At 37.6% G+C, this 22,298-nt stretch carries 19 protein-coding genes; 12 read left to right on the forward strand and 7 right to left on the reverse strand.

The genetic code is table 11. The features are described 5' to 3' along the window. Positions 1 to 23 precede the first annotated feature (23 nt). From cobU to cobT, 3 genes are read right to left on the reverse strand one after another with little or no spacing between them, the layout of a single operon-like run. Entirely contained in the window at positions 24 to 590 is a 567-nt protein-coding gene (gene cobU / locus GAB14E_RS17100; RefSeq protein WP_033081216.1) for a bifunctional adenosylcobinamide kinase/adenosylcobinamide-phosphate guanylyltransferase, read from the reverse strand. Further along, the gene (locus tag GAB14E_RS17095) at positions 587 to 1,438 is read right to left on the reverse strand and encodes an adenosylcobinamide-GDP ribazoletransferase (protein ID WP_231561994.1); all 852 of its coding nucleotides are present in this window, start codon (positions 1,436 to 1,438) and stop codon (positions 587 to 589) included. The genes cobU and GAB14E_RS17095 overlap by 4 nt, the downstream gene beginning before the upstream one ends. Further along, positions 1,431 to 2,627 (reverse strand): nicotinate-nucleotide--dimethylbenzimidazole phosphoribosyltransferase, encoded by a 1,197-nt coding sequence (cobT, locus tag GAB14E_RS17090; protein WP_052093501.1) that lies wholly within the window; start codon positions 2,625 to 2,627, stop codon positions 1,431 to 1,433. The genes GAB14E_RS17095 and cobT overlap by 8 nt, the downstream gene beginning before the upstream one ends. 234 nt (positions 2,628 to 2,861) lie before the next feature. Here cobT and GAB14E_RS17085 point away from each other — a divergent pair, with 234 nt between their 5' ends. Then, entirely contained in the window at positions 2,862 to 3,410 is a 549-nt protein-coding gene (locus tag GAB14E_RS17085) for a hypothetical protein (RefSeq protein ID WP_033081217.1), read from the forward strand. A gap of 137 nt (positions 3,411 to 3,547) precedes the next feature. Here the strand turns inward: GAB14E_RS17085 and GAB14E_RS17080 are convergent, their stop codons facing one another. Both GAB14E_RS17080 and GAB14E_RS17075 read right to left on the reverse strand, forming a co-directional pair. Beyond that, positions 3,548 to 4,675 carry a PilT/PilU family type 4a pilus ATPase gene (locus GAB14E_RS17080; protein WP_033081218.1) on the reverse strand — a complete coding sequence of 376 codons (1,128 nt, stop codon included), beginning with the start codon at positions 4,673 to 4,675 and terminating at the stop codon, positions 3,548 to 3,550. Positions 4,676 to 4,715: 40 nt separating this feature from the next. Beyond that, on the reverse strand, positions 4,716 to 5,759 hold the full coding sequence (locus tag GAB14E_RS17075) for a type IV pilus twitching motility protein PilT (RefSeq protein ID WP_033081219.1): 1,044 nt from the start codon (positions 5,757 to 5,759) through the stop codon (positions 4,716 to 4,718). A gap of 118 nt (positions 5,760 to 5,877) precedes the next feature. Between GAB14E_RS17075 and GAB14E_RS17070 the strand changes: the two genes are divergently transcribed. The 11 genes from GAB14E_RS17070 to GAB14E_RS17030 all read left to right on the forward strand — a co-directional run bounded on the left by GAB14E_RS17070 (position 5,878) and on the right by GAB14E_RS17030 (position 20,219). Continuing rightward, positions 5,878 to 6,609, forward strand: coding sequence for a YggS family pyridoxal phosphate-dependent enzyme (locus tag GAB14E_RS17070; RefSeq protein ID WP_081967731.1), 732 nt, complete (start codon positions 5,878 to 5,880; stop codon positions 6,607 to 6,609). Beyond that, the gene (gene proC, locus GAB14E_RS17065) at positions 6,609 to 7,448 is read left to right on the forward strand and encodes a pyrroline-5-carboxylate reductase (RefSeq protein ID WP_331386594.1); all 840 of its coding nucleotides are present in this window, start codon (positions 6,609 to 6,611) and stop codon (positions 7,446 to 7,448) included. Before GAB14E_RS17070 ends, proC begins: the two co-directional genes overlap by 1 nt. A 42-nt stretch (positions 7,449 to 7,490) precedes the next feature. After that, positions 7,491 to 8,036, forward strand: coding sequence for a YggT family protein (locus GAB14E_RS17060; protein WP_033081221.1), 546 nt, complete (start codon positions 7,491 to 7,493; stop codon positions 8,034 to 8,036). A 113-nt stretch (positions 8,037 to 8,149) separates the two neighbouring features. Continuing rightward, positions 8,150 to 8,590, forward strand: coding sequence for a DUF4426 domain-containing protein (locus GAB14E_RS17055; protein WP_052093502.1), 441 nt, complete (start codon positions 8,150 to 8,152; stop codon positions 8,588 to 8,590). Between the two features lie 189 nt (positions 8,591 to 8,779). Next, positions 8,780 to 9,394 carry an RdgB/HAM1 family non-canonical purine NTP pyrophosphatase gene (gene rdgB, locus GAB14E_RS17050; protein WP_197061162.1) on the forward strand — a complete coding sequence of 205 codons (615 nt, stop codon included), beginning with the start codon at positions 8,780 to 8,782 and terminating at the stop codon, positions 9,392 to 9,394. A gap of 42 nt (positions 9,395 to 9,436) precedes the next feature. After that, the gene (hemW, locus tag GAB14E_RS17045) at positions 9,437 to 10,594 is read left to right on the forward strand and encodes a radical SAM family heme chaperone HemW (protein WP_033081223.1); all 1,158 of its coding nucleotides are present in this window, start codon (positions 9,437 to 9,439) and stop codon (positions 10,592 to 10,594) included. Next, positions 10,594 to 11,136, forward strand: a complete 543-nt coding sequence (tadA, locus tag GAB14E_RS17040; RefSeq protein ID WP_052093503.1) for a tRNA adenosine(34) deaminase TadA — start codon at positions 10,594 to 10,596, stop codon at positions 11,134 to 11,136. Before hemW ends, tadA begins: the two co-directional genes overlap by 1 nt. Positions 11,137 to 11,322: 186 nt before the next feature. Next, positions 11,323 to 16,536, forward strand: coding sequence for a response regulator (locus GAB14E_RS23925; RefSeq protein ID WP_052093504.1), 5,214 nt, complete (start codon positions 11,323 to 11,325; stop codon positions 16,534 to 16,536). A 183-nt stretch (positions 16,537 to 16,719) separates the two neighbouring features. After that, positions 16,720 to 19,011 (forward strand): serine/threonine-protein kinase, encoded by a 2,292-nt coding sequence (locus GAB14E_RS23930; protein ID WP_052093505.1) that lies wholly within the window; start codon positions 16,720 to 16,722, stop codon positions 19,009 to 19,011. 73 nt (positions 19,012 to 19,084) lie between these two features. Next, complete coding sequence (locus GAB14E_RS17035) at positions 19,085 to 19,825, forward strand: PP2C family protein-serine/threonine phosphatase (RefSeq protein WP_033081224.1); 741 nt, start codon at positions 19,085 to 19,087, stop codon at positions 19,823 to 19,825. Between the two features lie 46 nt (positions 19,826 to 19,871). Next, a complete protein-coding gene (locus GAB14E_RS17030) occupies positions 19,872 to 20,219 on the forward strand; it encodes an FHA domain-containing protein (RefSeq protein WP_033081225.1) in 348 nt (115 codons plus the stop codon). 229 nt (positions 20,220 to 20,448) lie between these two features. On the opposite strand, the gene GAB14E_RS25065 is transcribed toward GAB14E_RS17030, so the two are convergent. Both GAB14E_RS25065 and mltF read right to left on the reverse strand, forming a co-directional pair. Continuing rightward, positions 20,449 to 20,592 (reverse strand): hypothetical protein, encoded by a 144-nt coding sequence (locus GAB14E_RS25065; protein WP_197061160.1) that lies wholly within the window; start codon positions 20,590 to 20,592, stop codon positions 20,449 to 20,451. Positions 20,593 to 20,711: 119 nt separating this feature from the next. Next, on the reverse strand, positions 20,712 to 22,274 hold the full coding sequence (mltF, locus tag GAB14E_RS0122615) for a membrane-bound lytic murein transglycosylase MltF (RefSeq protein ID WP_081967740.1): 1,563 nt from the start codon (positions 22,272 to 22,274) through the stop codon (positions 20,712 to 20,714). Positions 22,275 to 22,298 lie beyond the last annotated feature (24 nt).

Genomic DNA, 22,298 nt, shown 5'->3' on the forward strand with positions numbered 1-22,298 from the left:
ATTTCAGTTTGATAAGCTATTTTCTACTCTGCATTATCTTTGTTAGCCATTGGTTTTAAAAGTAGCGGAATACCTGCCGTTACCAAGGTAACTTTATCGGCTACTTCTGCAACTTTCTGGTTTAACCAACCACAATAGTCAACATATAAACGGGTTGATTCGCCCATAGGCACCACACCTAAACCTATTTCATTACTAACGATAATAATATCGACATTTAGTGATAGCAAACTCACTATTAGTTTATCTATCTCGATTTGTAAGTGTTGACCTCGCTCAGCATTGCTTGCCTCGTGTACAGCATAAAGTTGATTGTTCAACCACAAAGTTAAGCAGTCCAATAAATAGACATTATTGTTATCAAGTTCAATCAGTTTTTCAGCAAGCGCTACTGGGCATTCAATTAATTGCCAACTATCACCTCTATCACTTTGATGTTTTATTATTCTATTATCCATCTCAGCATCAATGGCTGTTGCAGTAGCAAGGTAGACCGGTTTTTTATTGATATTTATCGCCAAGTCTAATACTTGTTGCTCCGCAAATCGCGACTTACCCGAGCGAGCCCCCCCTAATACAAAATGAATCATCCTACAACTCCCGATAAGATATCTTTATTGGCAAAGGAAACGAGTGTTAAATAAATCAGCAACTGAGAAATTTGTTGAGCCGCACCTAAACAATCACCAGTGAAGCCGCCTATCTTAGCCAAAAGCCATTGTTTAAATAGTCTGCGAAAGACAAATAAAATTAACACCAAGCAGAGGATAACTTCACTGCTATAAAATATTAATGGAGATATGCCAATCAAAAGTAAAATACTTAGCTCTGATGAAGACTGTGCTTGGGCTAAAGGTTTACTTTTACTGTGCTCAGAATCACAAACATAAGGCATGGATGAAATTAAACTGCCAGCAATAGCTCTAGATAAACATTCAGCTAATACAATAGCAAGAAGTAAGTGATTACTATCTTGTTTAGCTAGCTCGACTAACAATGTAAACTTTAACAACAAAGCTATTATTAAGGTCACTGCACCATAAGTGCCAATACGACTATCTTTCATTATGCTTAGCCGTTTTTCTATAGCAAATGCACCACCTATACCATCGGCCATGTCTGCTAAACCATCTTCATGAAAAGCGCCCGTCAATAACAAACTCACGCCCATCACTAACAAGATAGCGATATTGATGGGTACAAAGGCACTGAAACTGGCGTAACTTAACGCTAACAGCAAACCTATAACTAAGCCTACTAAGGAGAAATACTGGTTAGATCTACTGAGTAAGGCCTCTGAATAAAACATTGTTTTGGGCACTGGAATACGGGTAAAAAAACTTAATGCCAAATAAAATAAATTTAGCTGAGCTTTTAACTTTTCAAATAGCTGTTGTGTTAACTGCCCTGTTGACATCTCTTTTATCGGCTTAGTCAACGCTAACTCCAGCACTTTCGAAACTGGCCATATTATTATAAAAGCTTGCTGCGGCTTTTATCAGCGGTAAAGCGAGTGCTGCACCTGTGCCCTCACCAAGACGAAGACCTAAGTTCAATAATGGTTGGCTGCTAAGGTCAGTAAAAGTTTGAGCCGCCAGAAGTTCTTCAAGTAATATTTGGTGTGCTTTTTCTTGGGAGACATGGGAAAATATAAGGTAATTAGCAACCTCTTTATCTAAACGAAATGCAACGAGTGCGGCGACACTAACAATGAAACCATCAATAACGATAGGTGTACTTAAAGCTGCCGCAGATAAGATAGCAGCAACCATCTGCACGATTTCAAAACCGCCTAACTCTGCCAGTAAGTTTAAAACCTCATCTTGATTCAAACTCTCAGCTTGACGATCGGATAGATTAACTCGTTGTAATGCCCTTTCAATTAAGGCAACCTTTTTTGCCAATTGCTCATCTGTGATCCCTGTGCCACGACCAACACATTCACTGGCACTAAGAGAAGTGAGTGCAGACATTAAAGCTGCAGATGAGCTGGTATTGGCGATGCCCATTTCACCAAGTAATATTAACTCAACACCTTGCTTAACTTGGTCTTCAATAAGTTTATTTGTCTGTTCAAAGCCCTGTTTCAACTGTTCAAGTGTCATAGCAGCTTCAACTGAAAAGTTATTGGTTCCAGCTCCTAGTCGCTGTTGATAAAGCTTCACGACATTCAATTGATTATGCTTTGGTTGTGAAATTTCGCCCTGGCTTACTGGTTCTAATATGCCGCAATCAATCACATTAAGCGTTATATCATTGCTTTGACAAAAACAATTGATTGCCGCTCCACCTTGTAAAAAGTTGAGCACCATTTGTTTAGTGACTGCACTAGGCGCAATACTAAGGTTCTCTACATTGATGCCATGATCGCCAGCAAATACCAACATGCTTGGCTTTTTTATACTGATCTGGCATTTGCTTGAATCATTACTTGCACTAAATTGACTGAGTTCAGAGCTATCAGTACTAAGGCCTGAGCTTTTTTGATATCTTTGCTTAGTAATCAAAGCGAGTTGCAAAGCCAAAGGTTCAAGTGCCCCTAAAGCACCTAAGGGCTTAGTTTTGTTGTCAATATTACTTTGTATAAATTCTACTGCTTCTTTGTTTAAGGGGGCGATGGACATCATGAGTTTAATCTATGTATTTGTAATAAATGGAAAATTAATAACAATATTTTAAGCTATTTAACTCACTAAAAACATAACTCTTTTTACTATCATATACAGATAAATTCAGTTTAATATGATGATAATCACTATGAAATACAGCGCTTGCTTAGCTAGAAATAAGTAATAAAACTCTGTACCATCATAGCTAAGAGATTTTCAACTTAAAATTTTACGTCAGGCTGATATAGTTTTATGAAAATAGTTACAAAATATACCCTTATCTTTTCCAGCATTTTTTTGGCTGGCTGCGTTAATCAAAATACTAAAATATCCTCAAACATTATGCCCACAACGAACGCGTGCACTAAGCTCGAGTTATTAAAAACAGCTTATCATGATGACTTTTCTCAAATAAAAGAAATTAAAGTGGGTGGTCGGGTAAGTAATATGTGGAAAGCTAAATATCAGCTTTTTGGTGAAAACTGCCAAGTCTTTTCATGGGGAGGGGAGCAACATTCCTATTCTTGTAGGTTAGTAGCACCTAATGAAGATACCGGAAAAAGCTATTATCAAAATGCTAAACGAATTACTCAAGAATGTTTAGGTGATGAATGGCAATTGCAAGAAAGTAAGAGAAATCATGATGACGGCATGAAAGCAAGCTTTACCAACCACAATGCTAAACCTAGTGAGAAAGTAACATTTTCAACACATTTAGTCCCCACTTCAGGTTTATTTTCGACAACTTGGACCATTTATTATTATGTGGGTAATACTTCACAGCCTGGTAATAAACAATAATGACTTTCATTGCTTAAGCTAGCTGTAGTGAATATAAATTCACTACAGCTTCATCAAAGTGAAGAGTTAATATTAACTTAAATGAATATGTAAATATCAACTTGAGTGCTAGGTAAACCCGTCATTTTGAATATCGATTAATCATCTACGGGTTCAAAACCATCCAATGTTACCCCTGATAGCCCACCTGTACCCCCCTGCTCATTACTGCGTAATTTAATCATTAAGCGTAAATCATTCGGGGAATCAGCATGATGTAATGCATCGGCATAGGTGATCATGCCTTTTTGGTAGTGATTGAATAAAGCCTGATCGAACGTTTGCATGCCCAACTCATTAGATTTTTCCATAACCTCTTTAATGCTGCCTATATCACCTTTTTTGATGAGCTCACTAACATAAGGTGAGTTAAGTAAAATCTCAATGGCCGCAACACGGCTATGGCCATCTTGCGTTGGTACCAGTTGCTGAGCAATAATTCCGCGTAGGTTCAAAGCCAAATCAAATAACAATTTACCATGTTGATCCGCTGGTACTAAATGCATAATACGATCAATTGCTTGGTTGGCATTATTAGCATGCAGAGTCGCTATACATAAATGACCTGTTTCAGCAAAACTTAAGGCATGCTCCATAATCTCCTGATTACGGATTTCACCAATCAAGATAACATCTGGGGCTTGGCGTAATGAACTTTGCAACGCCGCATCAAAAGATTCAGTATCTAAACCAACCTCACGTTGGGTGATCATGCTTTTTCCGTGCTCATGAACAAATTCTACCGGATCTTCAATGGTAAGAATATGACCACTGGAATTTCGGTTACGATAGCCAATTAATGATGCCATCGATGTCGATTTACCGGTACCAGTACCACCGACAAACAGTACTAAACCACGCTTAGACATAATGACATCTTTCAGAATAGGTGGTAATCCTAAGTCATCGACGTCGGGTATATCTGTAACAATACGTCGGGCAACCATACCTGCCATATCACGTTGCCAAAAAGCTGAGATACGAAAACGACCAATACCTTCAATTTCAATAGCAAAGTTACATTCTTTTTCAGTATCAAATTGCTTCTTTTGCTTTTCATTCATGGCGTCATATACTAGCGACAACGACTCTTCAGCAGTTAATGCCCCATCATCTATCGGTTGCAAATCACCATTTATTTTAGCGCTTACGGGTAATTTGGCGGTAACGAACATATCAGAGGCATCTTGTTTTACCATCCGTTCTAATAATTCATGAAGTCTCATTTAATATCCTTTCTTTCATATTCAAGCAAAATGCTAACCATTAAAAGCCAGAGAACTGGTTTTTATCGACCGCTTTTTCCATGGCATTTTGTTTGGTAATGATGCCTCGATTAACAAGGTTTTGCAGACATTGATCCATAGTTTGCATGCCATGCTGCATACCCGTTTGTATTGCTGAGTACATTTGGGCAATTTTATCCTCACGAATAAGGTTACGAATAGCAGGCACTCCAATCATTATTTCATGAGCTGCAACACGACCACCACCCACTCTTTTAATGAGTGTTTGTGAGATCACTGCACGAAGTGACTCCGACAGCATAGAGCGAACCATAGATTTTTCTTCACCTGGAAATACATCAATAATACGGTCAATAGTTTTTGGCGCTGAGGTAGTATGTAAGGTGCCAAACACTAAATGGCCAGTTTCAGCTGCAGTCATCGCCAAACGAATCGTTTCTAAATCACGCATTTCACCAACAAGGATAACATCGGGGTCTTCACGTAGGGCCGAGCGCAATGCCGCAGAAAAGCTTAACGTATCACGATGTACTTCTCGTTGGTTGATAAGACACTTTTTAGTTTCATGAACAAATTCTATTGGATCTTCGATGGTGAGAATATGATCGTGTTTATTATCGTTAATATAATCAACCATGGCTGCTAAGGTGGTCGATTTACCCGACCCTGTTGGTCCCGTAACCAAAACTAAGCCACGTGGTGTGTCTGAAATCTCACGAAATATATCAGGACAACCTAAATCATCAAGTGAAAGTATTTTACTTGGGATAGTACGAAATACGGCAGCTGGGCCGCGATTTTGATTAAATGCATTTACCCTAAACCGTGCTAAATTAGGCACTTCAAAAGAGAAATCGACTTCTAAATTTTCTTCATACTCTTTACGCTGGCGATCATTCATAATGTCATACACAAGCGCATTAACATCTTTAGCATCAAAAGCTGGGATATTGAGTTTACGTACATCGCCGTCGACACGAATAGACGGCGGTGTGCCCGTTGATAAATGTAAATCTGATGCGTCATGCTGCACACTAAATGCTAGAAGTTCGGTAATATCCATAAAAGCCTCTTTTTATAGGATGATAAAAAATAATAATTTTATCTTTTATCGGTAATAATTTATTAGGTTATACTAACCAGAAAATAAGATAAGTTAAAACAGTTCACTATAATTTCCCATGATAAATATTAAAGATAATATTGATAAAATTAAAGCCCAAATTCAGCAGGCTTGCCAACAAAGTGCTCGATTAATTCCTGTTACTGAATTACCAAAGCCATTGTTAGAAAACTCATCACCCGTATCGCTTTTAGCTGTCAGTAAAACTAAACCTGCGACACTGATTGAACAGGCCTACTTAGCTGGACAAAAAGATTTTGGTGAAAATTATCTGCAAGAAGCGGTAGAAAAAATAACGCAGCTAGCACATTTACCTGAATTAACTTGGCACTTTATTGGTCCTATTCAATCAAATAAGACCAAACTAATTGCCAGTAATTTCTCTTGGGTTCATAGTGTTGATAGAGAGAAAATTGCGCTACGCCTGAATCAACATATCCAAGACGATGATTGCCACGATACTCCGCTAAACATTTGTTTACAAGTGAATATTAGCAATGAAGAGTCAAAGTCTGGTATTGATGTAAGTGAAGTTTTCACACTCGCTAAAGTCATCAATAACTGTGATAAACTTACCTTACGAGGTTTAATGGCTGTTCCTGAGAAAAATGCTAACAGTGCCTGTTATGAAAAGATGCAGCTGTTATTTGAACAATTAAAAAAACAATACCCTAGTGTCGATACGCTTTCTTTAGGCATGTCTAATGATTTAGAACAGGCTGTCGCCCACGGTTCCACTATGGTGAGAATCGGTACCGCCATTTTTGGATCTCGAACAAATAAAACTTAATTTTTAGGATCTTCTCTATGAAAAAAATTGCATTTATTGGTGCTGGTAATATGGCACGTGCGATTATAACTGGCTTAATCAGCTCTGGCGTTTCAGCACAAAACATAATGGTGGCTAATCCCTCAGCAGAAAAAAGGTTAAAATTAGCACAAGAATTTGGTGTTTTACAAACGGATGATAATAACAAGGCCAGCGAGTTTGCCGAAGTGATCGTGCTTTGTGTTAAACCACACTTTATTGCAGAGGTTTGCCAGAAAATAAGCCAAGCGATAAATATTTCCGGTAAACTTTTTATCTCAGTAGCTGCAGGAGCAACAGTTAAACAAATTCAACTTGCCTTATCATCAAGTAACGCTGTTAATACTCCCCCTGTCGTTCGTGTTATGCCAAATACCCCAGCGCAACTCGGCTTAGGAATGAGTGGTTTATTTGCCTCGAAAGAAGTAAGTATTGAACAAAAGGCCACTGCTGAGAAACTCATGACTGCGGTGGGGAAAATAATCTGGCTTGCCGCCGAGGGCAAGATTAATGATATTATCGCGGTTGCAGGCTCTGCACCCGCCTACTTTTTCTTGTTTATGGAAGCGATGGAAAAGCAAGCATTACAATTGGGATTTTCTGCCCAAGAAAGTCGCATATTAGTTCAGCAAACCGCCCTTGGTGCAGCGCAAATGGTCGAACAGAGTGATGATGCGATTAGTACGTTACGCGCTAATGTCACCTCAAAAAATGGCACAACACACGCTGCGATAGAGCAATTTAAGCTTGATGGTATCGAAGCAATGGTGAAAAACGCTATGCTTGCTGCAATAGCACGTGCAGAAGAAATGGCTAAATAATTCATTTCTATACAACATATTTAATTTATTAGAGGAAAACCAATGGAAGCAGTTATTTATTTGCTTAGATTCGCCTTCGACGCTTTGTTAATGATCTTAATCATACGTGTGTGGTTACAATGGGTTAAAGCTGATTTTTATAATCCCTTAAGCCAATTTATTGTTAAAGTGAGTAACCCTTTAGTGGTGCCACTACGTCGAATTATTCCTGGACTGGGTGGATTAGACTTAGCTACAGTGGTAATTGCCTATGTTGTAGCTACCTTAAAGTTTGTCACTTTGGCAGCTCTATCCGGAGAAAGCCTAGGAGTTTTAGCGTTTTACATTGGCCTATTAGTTTTATTAAAACAAGCTGGTTTCTTACTGTTTATAATTATGATCGTGATGGCTATTATGAGTTGGGTAGTACAAGGCTACAATGCTACTTTGATGGTTCTTAGCCAGTTAACAGACCCATTTTTACGTCCAATTCGTAAAATAATTCCAAATTTGGGCGGTTTAGATTTATCAATGTTGGTAGCTTTTTTAGCGATGAATGTGATTAATATCTTATTATCAAATTCACTACCATATTGGGGCGCTTTGTAAAATCGTACCTTGATATATTTTTCAGCGTTACTGACCTTTTTGGGCGGCTGTTCTATAATAAAAGAATATAATGGAACAGTTCCAAACCCTACGTGATTTTTTTGGAGAACAACATGAAAGCTTCAATCATCAAACTACTTATCGCACTTAGCCTTAGTTTGTTTGTGATGACCAGCGCTAGCGCTGAAAACATGAAAAAATTAGGCTCTATGAATGTTCATTACATGGCTATTGGCTCGACTTTTTTCACTCCAGAAATTGCCAAGGTTTATGGCATTACTCGTAGTAGATATAATGGTTTAATCAATATTTCTGTATTAGATAATAGCCAACAAGACAACCCAGCGAAAACGGTTAGCATTACCGGTAAAGCTAAAAACAACCTTGGACAATTTAAAGAGTTAGACTTTAAAGAAGTCAAAGAGGGTAATGCTATTTATTACCTTGCTCAGGTTAGCTATAACAATGAAGAAACACTTCATTTTGATATAATGATCAATGATGGCAAAGAAAAACAACAACTAAAGTTTTCCCAAATTTTTTATGTTGATTAGCTTCGCACCATTTCGTATAAAGAAGTGGCCACTTAGAATGTCATGAGCGATATTCGAGCAAACCAAAAGAGCTTATATAGCTCTTTTTTTTATCGTTAATTTTAGCCAAAGCCACCTCGCTAAGGTAGAATAGCGTCGATAGAAAGCCCATCATAAAAGTAGCATAAACCGTAATAACCACAGGTAGTCATCATGTCAAAAGTTGTATTAGCCACAGGAAATCAAGGCAAAGTTAAAGAGTTGTCGCACTTATTAAGTGAGCAAAATATTGAGATTGTGCCACAAAGTGAATTTGACGTGCCTGAAGTTGCTGAAACAGGCACTACCTTTGTCGAAAATGCCATTATTAAAGCCCGTCATGCCGCCAAAATCACAGGTTTACCTGCAATTGCCGATGATTCAGGCTTAGAAGTTGATGCCTTAAATGGTGCGCCCGGCGTATATTCCGCTCGCTACGCAGCAGATATAACCCAAGGTGAACTTACCGATGACGATAATACCAATAAGCTGCTTGCAGCATTAGCTAATACTCCAGATGAACAACGAACAGCTCGATTTCACTGTGTATTGGTTTATATGAAACATGAAAATGATCCAACACCACTTATTTGTCACGGTGTCTGGCAAGGGACTATTTCCAGAGACAAACAAGGCGAACAGGGCTTTGGGTACGATCCTATTTTTTGGCAAAACGATTTACAAATGTCTTCTGCGCAATTACCACGGGAAGTAAAAAACAAGTTAAGTCACCGCGGTCAAGCACTAGCTAAATTAGTTGAAAAACTTAGTAAAACTTCGAAGTAAACGTTATTTTGAGCCCAGTGCTTACTGTTAGGTATGTTAAATATGTTAGAAAACCAGCCTCTTTCCCTTTATATTCATATTCCATGGTGTGTGGAGAAGTGCCCCTATTGTGATTTCAATTCTCATGCTGTTAAAAGTTCGATTCCTGAGCAAGACTATGTAAGCGCATTAATTGCTGATTTAGATGCCGATATTACTCGCTTTCAATTAACCGAGCGCTCCTTACACTCAATTTTTATTGGTGGTGGCACACCCAGTTTATTTTCGGCACAATCGATTAAGAGCTTGTTACAACAAGTACTCAATCGCTTTGATCACAAAGACGATATAGAGATTACCCTAGAAGCGAATCCTGGTACGGTTGAAGCTGATAAGTTTATTGGTTTTTTCAATGCCGGAGTTAGTCGGCTTTCTATCGGCGTGCAAAGTTTTTCTTCTGATAAGTTAATTAAGCTTGGTCGAATCCATGATAGCAACCAAGCGAAAACCGCAGCAAAATTAGCAACTGAAAGTGGCGTGACAAGTTTTAATTTAGATCTCATGCACGGCTTACCTAACCAATCAATTGATAATGCCCTTGACGATCTAAAAACGGCCATCAGCCTAAACCCTAATCATATTTCTTGGTATCAGCTAACCATTGAGCCAAATACCATTTTTCACTCAAAACCACCTAAATTGCCTGTAGATGATATTTTATGGGAAATCCAAGACCAAGGAGTTAAGTTACTCAATGCCGCTGGTTACCAGCAATATGAAATTTCAGCGTACGCTAAATCTGGTTATCAATGTCAACATAATTTAAATTATTGGCAATATGGCGATTATCTTGGTATCGGCTGCGGCGCTCATGGCAAGATTACAGATAGTGAAACACAAAAAATTATGCGCACGGTTAAAGTGAAACATCCTAAGGGATATTTAGATGTGAACCGTGACTTTTTAGATCAATTGACAGAAGTTGATGAAAGTGATCGCCCTTTTGAATTTATGATGAACCAATTAAGGTTGCATAAATCATTTAGTGTCAAGCAATTCCAAACAAGTACCGGCCTAAAAATAAACGCCGTTTTACCTAAACTTGAAGAAGCTAAAAAAAAGAACCTTATGGCTTGTCAGGTGATAAATAATGAAGAACATTGGTTGGTTACTAAAACAGGACAAAGGTACTTAAATGATTTGTTGGAGTTATTCTTGTAATGAAATCATCAATAAGCTCAGAGCCAGCACTAGTCACTGAAGAGCAGGCTCTACTTGATATAACCTTCATGAAAAGAGCTATTGAGTTAGCACAACAAGCCGAGTTGCATGATGAAATACCAGTTGGTGCAGTAGTCGTTTATCAAGATAAAATCATTGGCGAGGGCTTTAATCAGTCCATCATGCTTAATGACCCTTCTAGTCATGCTGAAATGAATGCTATCAGAGCAGCAGGGGACTTCCTTAATAACTACCGACTACTTGATTGCACTCTATATGTAACTCTTGAGCCCTGCCCTATGTGTGCTGGTTTATTAGTGCATAGCCGAATAAAGCGTTTAGTCTATGCTTGTAGTGATCTTAAAACAGGCGCGGCAGGCAGTGCTTTTAATTTAGTGAACAGCCCACAACTGAATCACCAAATAGAAGTTCAATCAGGTAATTTACAAGAAGAGTGTAGCCAACTATTATCTTCTTTTTTTAAACGACGTAGAAAAGAAAAGAAACAAGCTAAACAAGCGGCTAAAAAAACCTCCCTTTAACAGCAAATAAAACCGGTAAACATTGTTACTAGAAATAGTAGCAAATTGATGGCGAATATTGAACGCTGTGCTAACTTATAAGTACTCTTCTTATTTAGTGATGTTAATTTTCTTCTTTTATTCATATTAAAAAATTAACAAATTAATAAGCTATTAACGCTGTACTTGGCTCATGGAAAGACTCCTATGTCGGCTTATTTGTCTAATAATCCCAAAGATACTCACGCTCTACAATTAACTAAACCAAACACGAATGCTGATTTTTTTGACAGTAACAAAAAAGTATTTTTAATCATAGTGTTAGTCTTGTGTTTATTACCTAGCCTACTCAACTTTATTGGACTCGATTTCTCTTCCAATATAACAGCACTGAACACCAATCAAGCTATCGAAGCTAATCACTTGTTTTATGCGCTTGCCGGAGCGCTTCACCACACATTATTAGAGTGGTCCGCAGTGATTCTAGCTGTACTGACTTTCATTCTGGCATTAGTGCATTATCGGATCCATAAAGATGTTGCTATCCCAATAATGGGCATGGCAATTTTTTGTGCTGGCTCAGTGGATGCTTTTCACACCTTAGCTGCCACCCGGATTATTTCAGCACAAGCTGCAAATACCGACTTCATTCCTTTTACTTGGGCTTTTTCACGAATATTCAATGCTTGTATTATGATCACCGGAACTCTGATATCTTTTATGCTTTATGCAAGGCAGCAAAAAGCTGACAAAGCTGACAAAGCTGACAAAGTACATAATATTGAATACGTACAAACAAAGAGTAAAAATGATTACCGAGCCATACTTATTATCGGACTTTGTTTTATCACTCTGGCTTATGTCTTAGTACACATCGCAGCTAATAGTACTAACCTACCGCAAACCATGTTTAGGAATGCCCTGATCACTCGCCCATATGACGTATTACCGTTAGGTTTATTTGTCTTTGCCGGCAGCTTATTCATCAATTTGTATAGACAATTCCCAACAATCGCCAAGTATGGCTTATTACTCAGTGTTATCCCTGAAGTCACTACCCAAATTCATATGGCATTTGGTTCAGTTGCCTTGTTCGACAACCACTTTAATATCGCCCATAGTTTGAAAATACTCGCTTATGGTTGCGCCTTTTTAGGTTTACTTTTTGATCTAAAAGCAACGTCAATAAATAAATCAGCGCCTGAATTAAGCCCTACCAGACAACCACTAATGAATTCCTGCCAAGATAAAACCGACAATACACAATTGCAAAGTGAGTTATTAGACGTGGGCCATGCTCGACATTCTATTAGTATGCAAGTACCTATTGCCGCTTTTATTTTAGTATTAAGTGTTGCCACTTTAGTGAGCTTTTTATTTTATTTTGAGACTGAGCGTTTGTTAACAGAACAGACAAGTAATGAAATAGCCATTGAAAGTAACCTAGTTGAGCCTATGATTGCACAACTTTACAGCCAAGCTAATTCTGACATTCTCTTTTTAAGCCGTACGCCTGGCGTACAAGGCGTTATTGACTCTCTTACTGAAAGTGATGAACTGCTGTGGAAAAGCCGCATTGAGCAAACATTCAGTGAATTCCTCATTAATAAATCATTTTATTATCAAATTCGCTATATAGGTATCGCCAATAACGGTCAGGAATTAATTAATGTCCGCAACGACAGTCAAAGTATAGTGATACCAAGCTCTCGTTTACAGCAAAAATCTACTAGGCCGTATTTTCAAGCCACTATTGATAAAGACCCCGGGCAGGTATATTTCTCTAAAATAGAGTTAGCTAAAAATTACGGTAGAATTGAGCAACCTCATAAGCCGGTATTACGAGTAGCAACGCCTATTTACCACCCCTCTACAGGAAATGTTTTTGGCCTTATTGTTATAAATATTAACTTTGGCGACTTTATTGCTCAACTAAAAACCAGAGAGTTGAGTCAATTATCTTTTTATTTAACCAATGAAGAAGGCGACTTTGTTTCACACCCTGACAATAGTAAAACTTTTGGTTTCAACCTAGACCATCGTTATTTAATACAAAATGAATTTCCTGAGTTACAAACAGTTTTTAGGCAAAAATTAACGGAACATCGAGTAGAGAGCCTCACTATTGATGAACATAAGTTTCTTGGTCATTATCAACAAGTAAATTTGAATCGCTTCGATAACATTCATCAACTCAATTTATTGGTACTAAAAGACAGCACAGAAATGGAGCAAACGTTAGCGGCTTACCGAATGCGTAGTTTATTATTAGGTAGTGCCTTGGCTTTAGTCGCGTTAGCAATAGCAACAGTTGCCGCTAGGAGGATTGCCACACCATTACAACAAATAACAGATAGTATAGAAAACTACGAAAAATCTAATACCTTAAGCACACTACCCATCGAAAGTAGCACCGAAATAGGTGTACTTGCTCGCAGTTTTAGTAATCTATTTACCAGAATGCAATTTGCTCTAGGTGAACAACAGCACTCTGCATTACTAGCAAAACAAAGTTCGGAACAAATAAAGGCTATTTTCTCCAGTGCCGCTGAAGGTTTCATCACCATGGATGAACAAGGCGGTATTATTACTTTTAACCAAGCTGCTCAAGAGATGTTTGGCTATAGTGAGACCGAAGCCCTTAATCAAAACATTCGTACTTTAATTCCAATACAGAAGAACTCAAAACACAGTGGCAACCTGAATAAAGATGAGGCAACTGGCATAGCTCATATTATGGGTGTAGGTAGAAAGCTCAAAGCTCAGAATAAATCAGGTGAAATTTTTTCTATTCATTTATCCATTTCAAAAGTTACCAGTGAACAAGGTATAGTCTTTACCGGTATTATTCGAGATATTTCAAAAGAAGAACTGCTTGAATTAGAGCAAGAGCAACACCAGCGCATTTTAATGGAGGTAAACGAAAGAGTCAGCCTAGCAACAGATGCTGCAGGTATTGGCATTTGGCAATATGAAATAGCCAATGAGAAGCTTACTTGGGATAAGTGGATGCATAAAATATATGAAACATCTACGGCCGACTTTACTAATAAGCTCGCAGATTGGCAAAATTCAGTGCATCCTGAGGATTTGGAATCAGCCAACCAAGCGGTTATTGATGCAATTGAAAAGAAAACAAATTTTGATTATGAATTTAGGATAATAACACCTGAAGGTGAAATTAAGCATATAAAAGCCATGGCTTTGGTGAAATTGGATAGTCAAGGCAATGCCGTACAGATGACGGGCGTTAACTTTGACATTACCGAGCGAAAAGTAGTTGAACAAGAGCATATTACGGCGAAAGAATTAGCTGAAGATACGGCTCGCCATAAAGCTGAGTTTCTTGCCAGTATGAGCCATGAAATACGAACGCCTATGAATGGAATTTTAGGTATGCTTGGTTTACTACTGAGAAATGATCTAAGTGAAGAGCAGATGCATAGAGTGGATCTAGCTAATTCTAGCGCAGAGGCCCTACTGAGTTTAATTAACGATATTTTAGACTTCTCTAAAGTAGAAGCAGGTAAACTCGATTTAGAAATCATAGACTTCGATTTAAGAAAACTGTTTGGCGAGTTCAGCGAGTCACTTGCTTTAAAAAGCCAAGAAAAAAATATTGAAATAATATTAGATAATAGAGGTATCCAACAAAGTCATGTCAAAGGAGATCCCGGCAGGATCAGACAGATTCTTAATAACTTAACCGGTAATGCCATTAAATTTACCGAGCAGGGTGAAATAGTCATCACGGCAAAATTAATAGAAGAAGAGCCCATCAATGACTCAAGGGCCAATCAGCTAATCTTGCACTGCAGTGTTAGTGATACAGGCATAGGAATCCCCCATGATAAGATATCAAATTTATTTCAATCATTTACTCAAGTTGATGCATCTACGACTAGGAAATACGGTGGCACAGGCCTAGGGCTTGCTATTTGTAAACAACTCTGTCAATTGATGCAAGGTGATATTAAGGTAACCAGTACTTTCGGTGCAGGGTCTACCTTCTCTTTTTCTATCAATTTGACAAAAAGTGAGCAAGCAAAGATTGTTTTACCTAATGTAGATATAACAAATATTGCTATGTTAGTCGTTGATGATAACGCGACTAACCGCCTAGTATTAAAAGCTCAATTAGAGCATTGGGGAGCAATTGTTTATGAAGCCGATAGCGGGACAGCAGCCTTAGAGCTCCTTGAAAGTAATGCGCTTAATAGTAATCAACCCAACATACAAATGGCTTTTTTTGATATGTACATGCCTCATATGGACGGTGCAGAATTGGCAAAAAATGTCAAAAGCAGTCAAGAGCTCAAAGATATTAAATTAGTCATGATGACTTCGATGGCATCCCGTGGCGACGCAAGTTACTTCGCTAGCTTAGGTTTTGCCGCTTACTTCCCCAAACCGGCTATAACCAAAGACTTATTTAAAACCTTAAATTTGTGTTTATCTGAAATGGGTACTCCTCCGCATGAATTACCCCTTATCACTCACCATTATTTAAAAGAGCTAGGACCTGCTGACGAAAAAAATTGCAATAAAGACATAAGCCAATGTCGATTATTACTAGTGGAAGATAACAGAATCAATCAAGATGTAGCTAAGCATATTTTAGCTGAGTTTGACATTATTCCTGATATTGCTGTTAATGGCTTAGAGGCATTAAGCCGCTTAAAATCTACAGAAGGTAATAACCCCTACGATATAGTATTGATGGACTGTCAAATGCCTGAAATGGATGGCTACCAAGCTACAGCAGCTATCAGGCAAGGAGAGGCTGGTAATGAAAATAAACGGATAACGATCATCGCTATGACAGCCAATGCGATGAAAGGAGATAGGGAAAAATGTCTAGCTTCGGGCATGACTGATTATTTAAGTAAACCCATCGAGCCAGTCAAACTTAAAGAAAAATTACTACAGTACACTGAGTTATCGACTTTAGGTGAAGCTATCCCCCCACCAGAAAAAAAACTTGTGCAAGTTACAACTATAGCTGCAGAAGAAGTTACTGCTGCTAGCGATATAACTTTACTTGTAGAAGACAATGAACAACCATCTATTTGGCAAAGAAGTGAATTTAGTAAACGTTTAAATAATAATGAGGATATTCAACATAAACTCATCGCATTATTTATTGAAGAAACGCCGAAACAACTGAGTGCTTTAGCAAGAAGTGTTAGCCAACAAAACAATAAAGAGCTCCATGAAATAAGTCATAAAATCCAAGGTATGTCGGCAAATTTAAATGCTGCTGCTTTACTCCAATATACCAAAGACTTTAATCAGTATGTAAAATATCCTCCACTTACTCAAGCTAAAACAGAGCAGTTATTTCAGTCCATGCAATTAGCTTATCAAGAACTTGAACATGAATTAAAAGATGTATTGCATGAAAAACTGATCAAAAGTTGAGTCAAATAATAAACAAGTAAAATGATTAAGTCCGGCTGAATCATTATTTACCACTACTTTATGCTGGATTTACTCTGAATTTATTCGCTTAAATTTGATATACCAAGTGTATTAAGGTAATAATAGGGGCGTAACGACAGCGACATAATAATACTAAAAAATAGCTAAAGGTTTTCACTACACATGATTCAACGTATTCTGCCCATTTATCATACGGGTTGGTTTTATCTACTGCTATTATTCTGGGGGTCGAGCTTTTGGTTAGTTGCTAATGGTGGTTTAAAGCAAATAAATCAACTAAATATTAACGCCCTAGCTAAAACGACTCAAAATCAGGTATTATCAAATAACTCTGCGTTCGAATCACCTGATATATTAACCCTATACTCCACCTTTGACGATTCACAGTTGGACACGATAGTATCACTTTTGTCAGATCACCAAGAAAGTCAAGTCACCTTACTTGGCGAGCCCTCAAGTCATTTTACTAGTCAACTTGAACGTTATTTATCAAAAAATCCTAGAAATAATAAAATCATCATAGCTTCTAAAAATAATTCATCCGAGCCGGCATTAAAATCACCATCGCCTATGTTATTCAGCGGCACTCTAGATTGGTTTAGGTATTCTTCGAAAAATGAGATAGAACAAGTAAGTTCAAAGCACTTAATTTATACACCCTTCATAATCAATCAGTCACAAAGTTTCTCTTTATTGTGGCAGCAACAAGGGGGCACCTACTTAACTTTACCTAGTGAAATATTAAAGCAATTGAGTAAAAACAATGAGCTTACTTTCAATAAAAATTGGCAATTAAACTTAGCTAACGAACAAAACACCCAAATTCCTCAAAAGCTAAAATTAGGTTTTTTTGGTGATATATTCACCTCTGGTGAGACTTACCAATATAGCCAAGTCCAGCAGACCCGCTTAAGTAAGTTTGATAAAAGTACTCTTCCATTAATTTCGGTTAAGCAGTTTTTTGAACTAGATTACAACTCACCAGATAAACAGAAAATAATTATCATTACTGATAATAAACTAAGTCAGCATGAATTGTTGCAGCCATTGCTTGATAAGTTGATCAAAGGTGATTATCTAACTCAAGATATAAGTACTATTTTATTATGTTGGGCTTTGACCGGCCTAGGTTTAACTTTGGTTTGGTTTATAAGTCAGCTGACCTTTAAGCAACAATTAATTGCTATCATAAGTTACTGTTTAGTTTTATTCATCATTCAATATTTAATGTTCAGACAGCAGCAATGGCTTGAGGTTTTCCAGCTCATATTTTTGTTAATGGGATCATGGCTATTATTTTTGGCTTACCATAAAGAATGTCATTTACTTTTAGCCGCGGTAAATGAGCAACTAGGTCAATTAGATAATAACTCTTTAACCATTGACGTGATGGGAAAACCTAAAAAAATCGCAACTAAAAAGAGTAATACCGCACAAAAGCCTGTCCATTCCCTATTAAGCCAAGCCCAAGAGAAAACAAAGCCCGCACAAGATATATCAAGTGCTACCATGACTAAAGGCGAATCAAGTATAATGGAGGGTTTTGAGCAAACATTAGTAATACTTGATAAACAAGTTCAGAGTAACAACTCAATAAAACACCACTTAACTGTTGATAACTTTGGCCGTTATCAAGTAGAGGGGATTTTAGGTAAAGGCGCGATGGGCATTGTTTATCAGGGTGTTGACCCTAAAATAAACCGCCATGTTGCTATAAAAACACTGCAGTTAAGCGACGACATTGATTCTCCAGAGTTTGGTGAAGCGAAGGAACGTTTCTTTAGAGAGGCACAAACAGCTGGCGGTTTAAGCCACGCCAACATAGTAACTATCTATGACGTTGGTGAAGAAAACAATCTAGGTTACATCGCCATGGATTTACTCACAGGTGCACCATTATCACTATTTACTCAGCCTGAACAAACATTACCAGTGCCATTAGTTTATCAATTATTAATCCAGATAACCGATGCATTAGATTATGCCCATAATCAAAATGTTGTGCATCGAGATATCAAACCAGCTAACATTATTTACGATGATGATTTACTCAAAGTTACGGTCACTGATTTTGGCATAGCCTATGTTAGTGATAATAGTAAAACACGTACCGGTATTATCATGGGTAGTCCCTATTATATGTCTCCGGAACAAATACTTGGCTTAAGAGTAGATGGCCGCAGTGATATTTTCAGTTTAGGTGTGACTTTCTATCAATTACTTTGTGGGCATTTACCTTTTGAAGGTGAATCTATTGCAACCGTTGCTTATCAAATAACTAAAGCAAAAGCAGTCGCTGTCAATCAGCTTAATAGCAAGTTACCAAGTAGTGCTCAGCGTATTTGTAGTAAAGCCATGCATAAAGATATAGAAAAACGTTACCAATCAATGGCGGAATTTAAATTAGCACTAACTAATGCGCTTAAAAGAGACTTTAAAGTCACGACAAATTAATAGAAAAAACAATGAGCAAATGCATTTCATGTTATGTTTCAGAATAAAATAAAGGTATTAACTGTTAACACTTATGAATTATCACATTAAATCCCTATGCCACCAGGGTGCAATTCGAAAAAATAATGAAGATGCCATAAGTTACGGCATTCATAAGGAGCTGGATGTTGCTTGGATGCTAATTGCTGACGGTATGGGTGGGCATAATGCTGGTGAAGTTGCTAGTAAGATGTTGGTTGACCATATAAAATCTGAGTGGCACAAAGTATCCATAACTCACCAAGCTAATTGGCAAACATGGATTTCAGAGCAGCTTAATGCTGCAAATATAGCAATCCTAAGCCAAGCACGGAAGACTATTGACCAACAAGGTATGGGTACTACGGGCGTATTAATGGTAATAGAAAATAATAACTGCCATCTTGGCTGGATTGGTGACTCACGGGCATATAGCTTAAAATATAGCAACTTAGTACAAGAAACCGTTGATCACACCATGCTACAAGAATTAGTTAATAAAGGTGCAATAAGCGCCGAAACAGCTAAAAACTCCAATACAAAAAATTTACTCTCGCAAGCTATTGGCGTCCGAGAAAAGATAACCGTTGAGACAAAAACTATTGTACTAAATAGTGGTGATACCGTTATGTTATCAACCGATGGTTTACATGATTATTTAACTGAGCAAGAAATTTGCAACTATTTATCACTATTTTCTGATAAAAAAGATGTTTGTCATGACATGGTGAGCCAAGCAATAACCCAAAATAGTAGAGATAACCTTACGGTAGGTTTAATCAACTTAAGCAATTAATTAGAAATAAATACAATAATAAAATATCACTAAATTAGGAGTTTTTATGGCTTATCTAGCCTTAAGTGTTGAAGATGTAATCATTAATAAATGGCCGTTAGTCGAAGGGGCTTTAGATATAGGGCGCGCTAGTGATAATGACATTCAAATTAATGATGCTGCTGTCAGCTCGAAACATGCTCGATTAATAACAGAGCTGGACCCTTTTATTGAAGGTCAATTGATTACTTATTTAGAAGATCTTGCCAGTACTAACGGTACTGAATTAAATGGCATAAAGGTTACCCGTGAGAAATTAAATCCTGACGACATAATCACCATAGGCTTCAATGAATTTCAGTTAATAGATAACCAATCAAATAAACTCGACGAGACTGCTATTATTATTGGCTAGCATACTAAAGCTTCATGGAATATTTTATCTTGAAAGCAGAAAATAATGTGACATGAACGTTAAGTAAATCATAATACCTACTACCCGATAAAAATCATGATGATTTGACACTAAATGGCACATTGGGTTTTAATCAATTTCAGTTAAATGATATACAGCCATCTAACTCCAATCGTTTTGCAGACCTCTGATCCAAGTAGACTCAGAATTGAGCTCTATGAGACTGCTATTATCTATTAATTTGACTGGTGGCCTGCGCTTCAACGAGTTCATTTATCGTTTGGTTAAAATGTGACTGTCTACGCGTGGTTACTTTATGATGCTGACGATTTAGCAGTTTTCTACGTTGATTACTTTTTAATGGTCTTTTCATTGTAAACTATTTCCAATGGTCTTTTTAAGGTTGTACTCACTATAGTCTGCAATAGTGACAGTTTTATGACATTGAAAATCAAATAATTTCGAATAAGTGTTAGGGTATACAGTTAACACTTATTGAACCGTTTCAATCTTAGCTTCACCTTCCTTTATAGTACTTTTGGGTTCTTGCACAGTGGGCAGATCCTTTAATGACTCATCCATTATCAACTCAGCTTTTAATAACTCACTTTCAGCCAATAAAGCTTGTGCCTTTTTTTGCTCTAACACCAATGCAATGGCCTGCTCTTTTGCTTTTTCGTCTAACCAACTTAAGGTATCGTAATAACGGCGAATATTGTCAACGTAATGCACTGGCTCCTCACCGCGCGCGTAACCATGTTTGGTATTTTTGTAATACTTCTTCTGTTGCAATAACGGTAAACGCGTTTTAACTTCGACCCAACGATCTGGATCGCCACCTTGGCGCTGTGTGATAATCCTGGCATCGTTTAAATGGCCAAAACCAATATTATATGAAGCTAAAGCAAACCAAGTACGATCAGGGCTTGGTATTCTATCAGGCATCATAGCAATCATACGTTTAAAGTATTTAGCGCCACCACGAATACTTTGCTCGGTATCTAAACGGCTTTTGATGCCCATTTGTTTCGCTGTCGCAAGAGTTAGCATCATCATACCGCGAACACCTGTGTAAGAACGCGCAGTGGGATTCCAGTGTGACTCTTGATAGCTAATAGCAGCCAATAAACGCCAATCTAGCTCTTGGGCGTACTTTTCAAATAGTGCTTGATATTTGGGTAACGTTTTTGCTACAGCTTTAATAAATGTTCGGGTTTCAACATAATTAAATTGTTCAATGTGGCCATAATACTTATCATCTAACGCCAGTAAAGTACCGTCGTGATGTACTTGACCAAAAAATTCAACCAAGCTTGCTAAGATATCGTCATGGCTATTTTTACTAATCATCCAAGCTAAAGGCTCTGGTTTCTTTATACTAAAACCAATACTTATTTCAGGGTAATAACTGCGATTTATTGCTAAGTTATTACTATCAATAACCGTATAATCGATTTCACCGCTGAGTACTTTAGCCATTAGCTCTTCGCTATCAAACTCAATGGTTTCTTGCCAAGTGAGCTCACTGTGCGTTTGTTTTAGCTTTTCCAGATTTTCCACATAACTAGAGCCCGTAGTAACCATTAACTTACCGGTTAAGTCAGCCACTTTTCTAGGCCGTACATTGCCTTGCTTATACACTAACTTCTGGCTAATCGTTTCATAACTCGGCGAAAAGCGAAAACGCTGTAGCCGTTTTTCAGTTTTGGATAAACCGGCTGCCAATAAATCAACTTCACCGGTATTTAATTTAATAAAAAGCTCATTAAGGCTATAACTTGGAATAATACGCAATTCAACATCGAGAGAATCTGCATATTTCTTGGCTAATTCATATTCGAAACCAGCAAAGCCATTTGCGGTGGTGTAATAGTTTGTCGGACCAAAAATAGTGCCTACATTGATATAACCTCTCGCCAAAATACGAGATAAGTCTGAAGAGTCATTTTTTTTATCACAGGCACTTAATAAGATAGTGACAAAAATCACCAATAGTAGAGAGCTAAAATCAATCACTAACTTACTCTTTAGTTTAGTAATTAACTTTGATTTCATTGAAAAAGGATAGTATTTATTCAT

Origin of the sequence: Colwellia psychrerythraea, assembly GCF_000764185.1 — a bacterium.
Taxonomy (GTDB): domain Bacteria; phylum Pseudomonadota; class Gammaproteobacteria; order Enterobacterales; family Alteromonadaceae; genus Colwellia; species Colwellia psychrerythraea_B.

Coding starts and splice junctions, on each gene's coding strand:
- cobU (WP_033081216.1), bottom strand. CDS start 590: ATGATTCATTTTGTATTAGGGGGGGCTCGCTCGGGTAAGTCGCGATTT.
- cobT (WP_052093501.1), bottom strand. CDS start 2,627: ATGATGTCCATCGCCCCCTTAAACAAAGAAGCAGTAGAATTTATACAA.
- GAB14E_RS17085 (WP_033081217.1), top strand. CDS start 2,862: ATGAAAATAGTTACAAAATATACCCTTATCTTTTCCAGCATTTTTTTG.
- GAB14E_RS17080 (WP_033081218.1), bottom strand. CDS start 4,675: ATGAGACTTCATGAATTATTAGAACGGATGGTAAAACAAGATGCCTCT.
- GAB14E_RS17075 (WP_033081219.1), bottom strand. CDS start 5,759: ATGGATATTACCGAACTTCTAGCATTTAGTGTGCAGCATGACGCATCA.
- GAB14E_RS17070 (WP_081967731.1), top strand. CDS start 5,878: ATGATAAATATTAAAGATAATATTGATAAAATTAAAGCCCAAATTCAG.
- GAB14E_RS17060 (WP_033081221.1), top strand. CDS start 7,491: ATGGAAGCAGTTATTTATTTGCTTAGATTCGCCTTCGACGCTTTGTTA.
- GAB14E_RS17055 (WP_052093502.1), top strand. CDS start 8,150: ATGAAAGCTTCAATCATCAAACTACTTATCGCACTTAGCCTTAGTTTG.
- hemW (WP_033081223.1), top strand. CDS start 9,437: ATGTTAGAAAACCAGCCTCTTTCCCTTTATATTCATATTCCATGGTGT.
- tadA (WP_052093503.1), top strand. CDS start 10,594: ATGAAATCATCAATAAGCTCAGAGCCAGCACTAGTCACTGAAGAGCAG.
- GAB14E_RS23925 (WP_052093504.1), top strand. CDS start 11,323: ATGTCGGCTTATTTGTCTAATAATCCCAAAGATACTCACGCTCTACAA.
- GAB14E_RS23930 (WP_052093505.1), top strand. CDS start 16,720: ATGATTCAACGTATTCTGCCCATTTATCATACGGGTTGGTTTTATCTA.
- GAB14E_RS17035 (WP_033081224.1), top strand. CDS start 19,085: ATGAATTATCACATTAAATCCCTATGCCACCAGGGTGCAATTCGAAAA.
- GAB14E_RS17030 (WP_033081225.1), top strand. CDS start 19,872: ATGGCTTATCTAGCCTTAAGTGTTGAAGATGTAATCATTAATAAATGG.
- GAB14E_RS25065 (WP_197061160.1), bottom strand. CDS start 20,592: ATGAAAAGACCATTAAAAAGTAATCAACGTAGAAAACTGCTAAATCGT.
- mltF (WP_081967740.1), bottom strand. CDS start 22,274: ATGAAATCAAAGTTAATTACTAAACTAAAGAGTAAGTTAGTGATTGAT.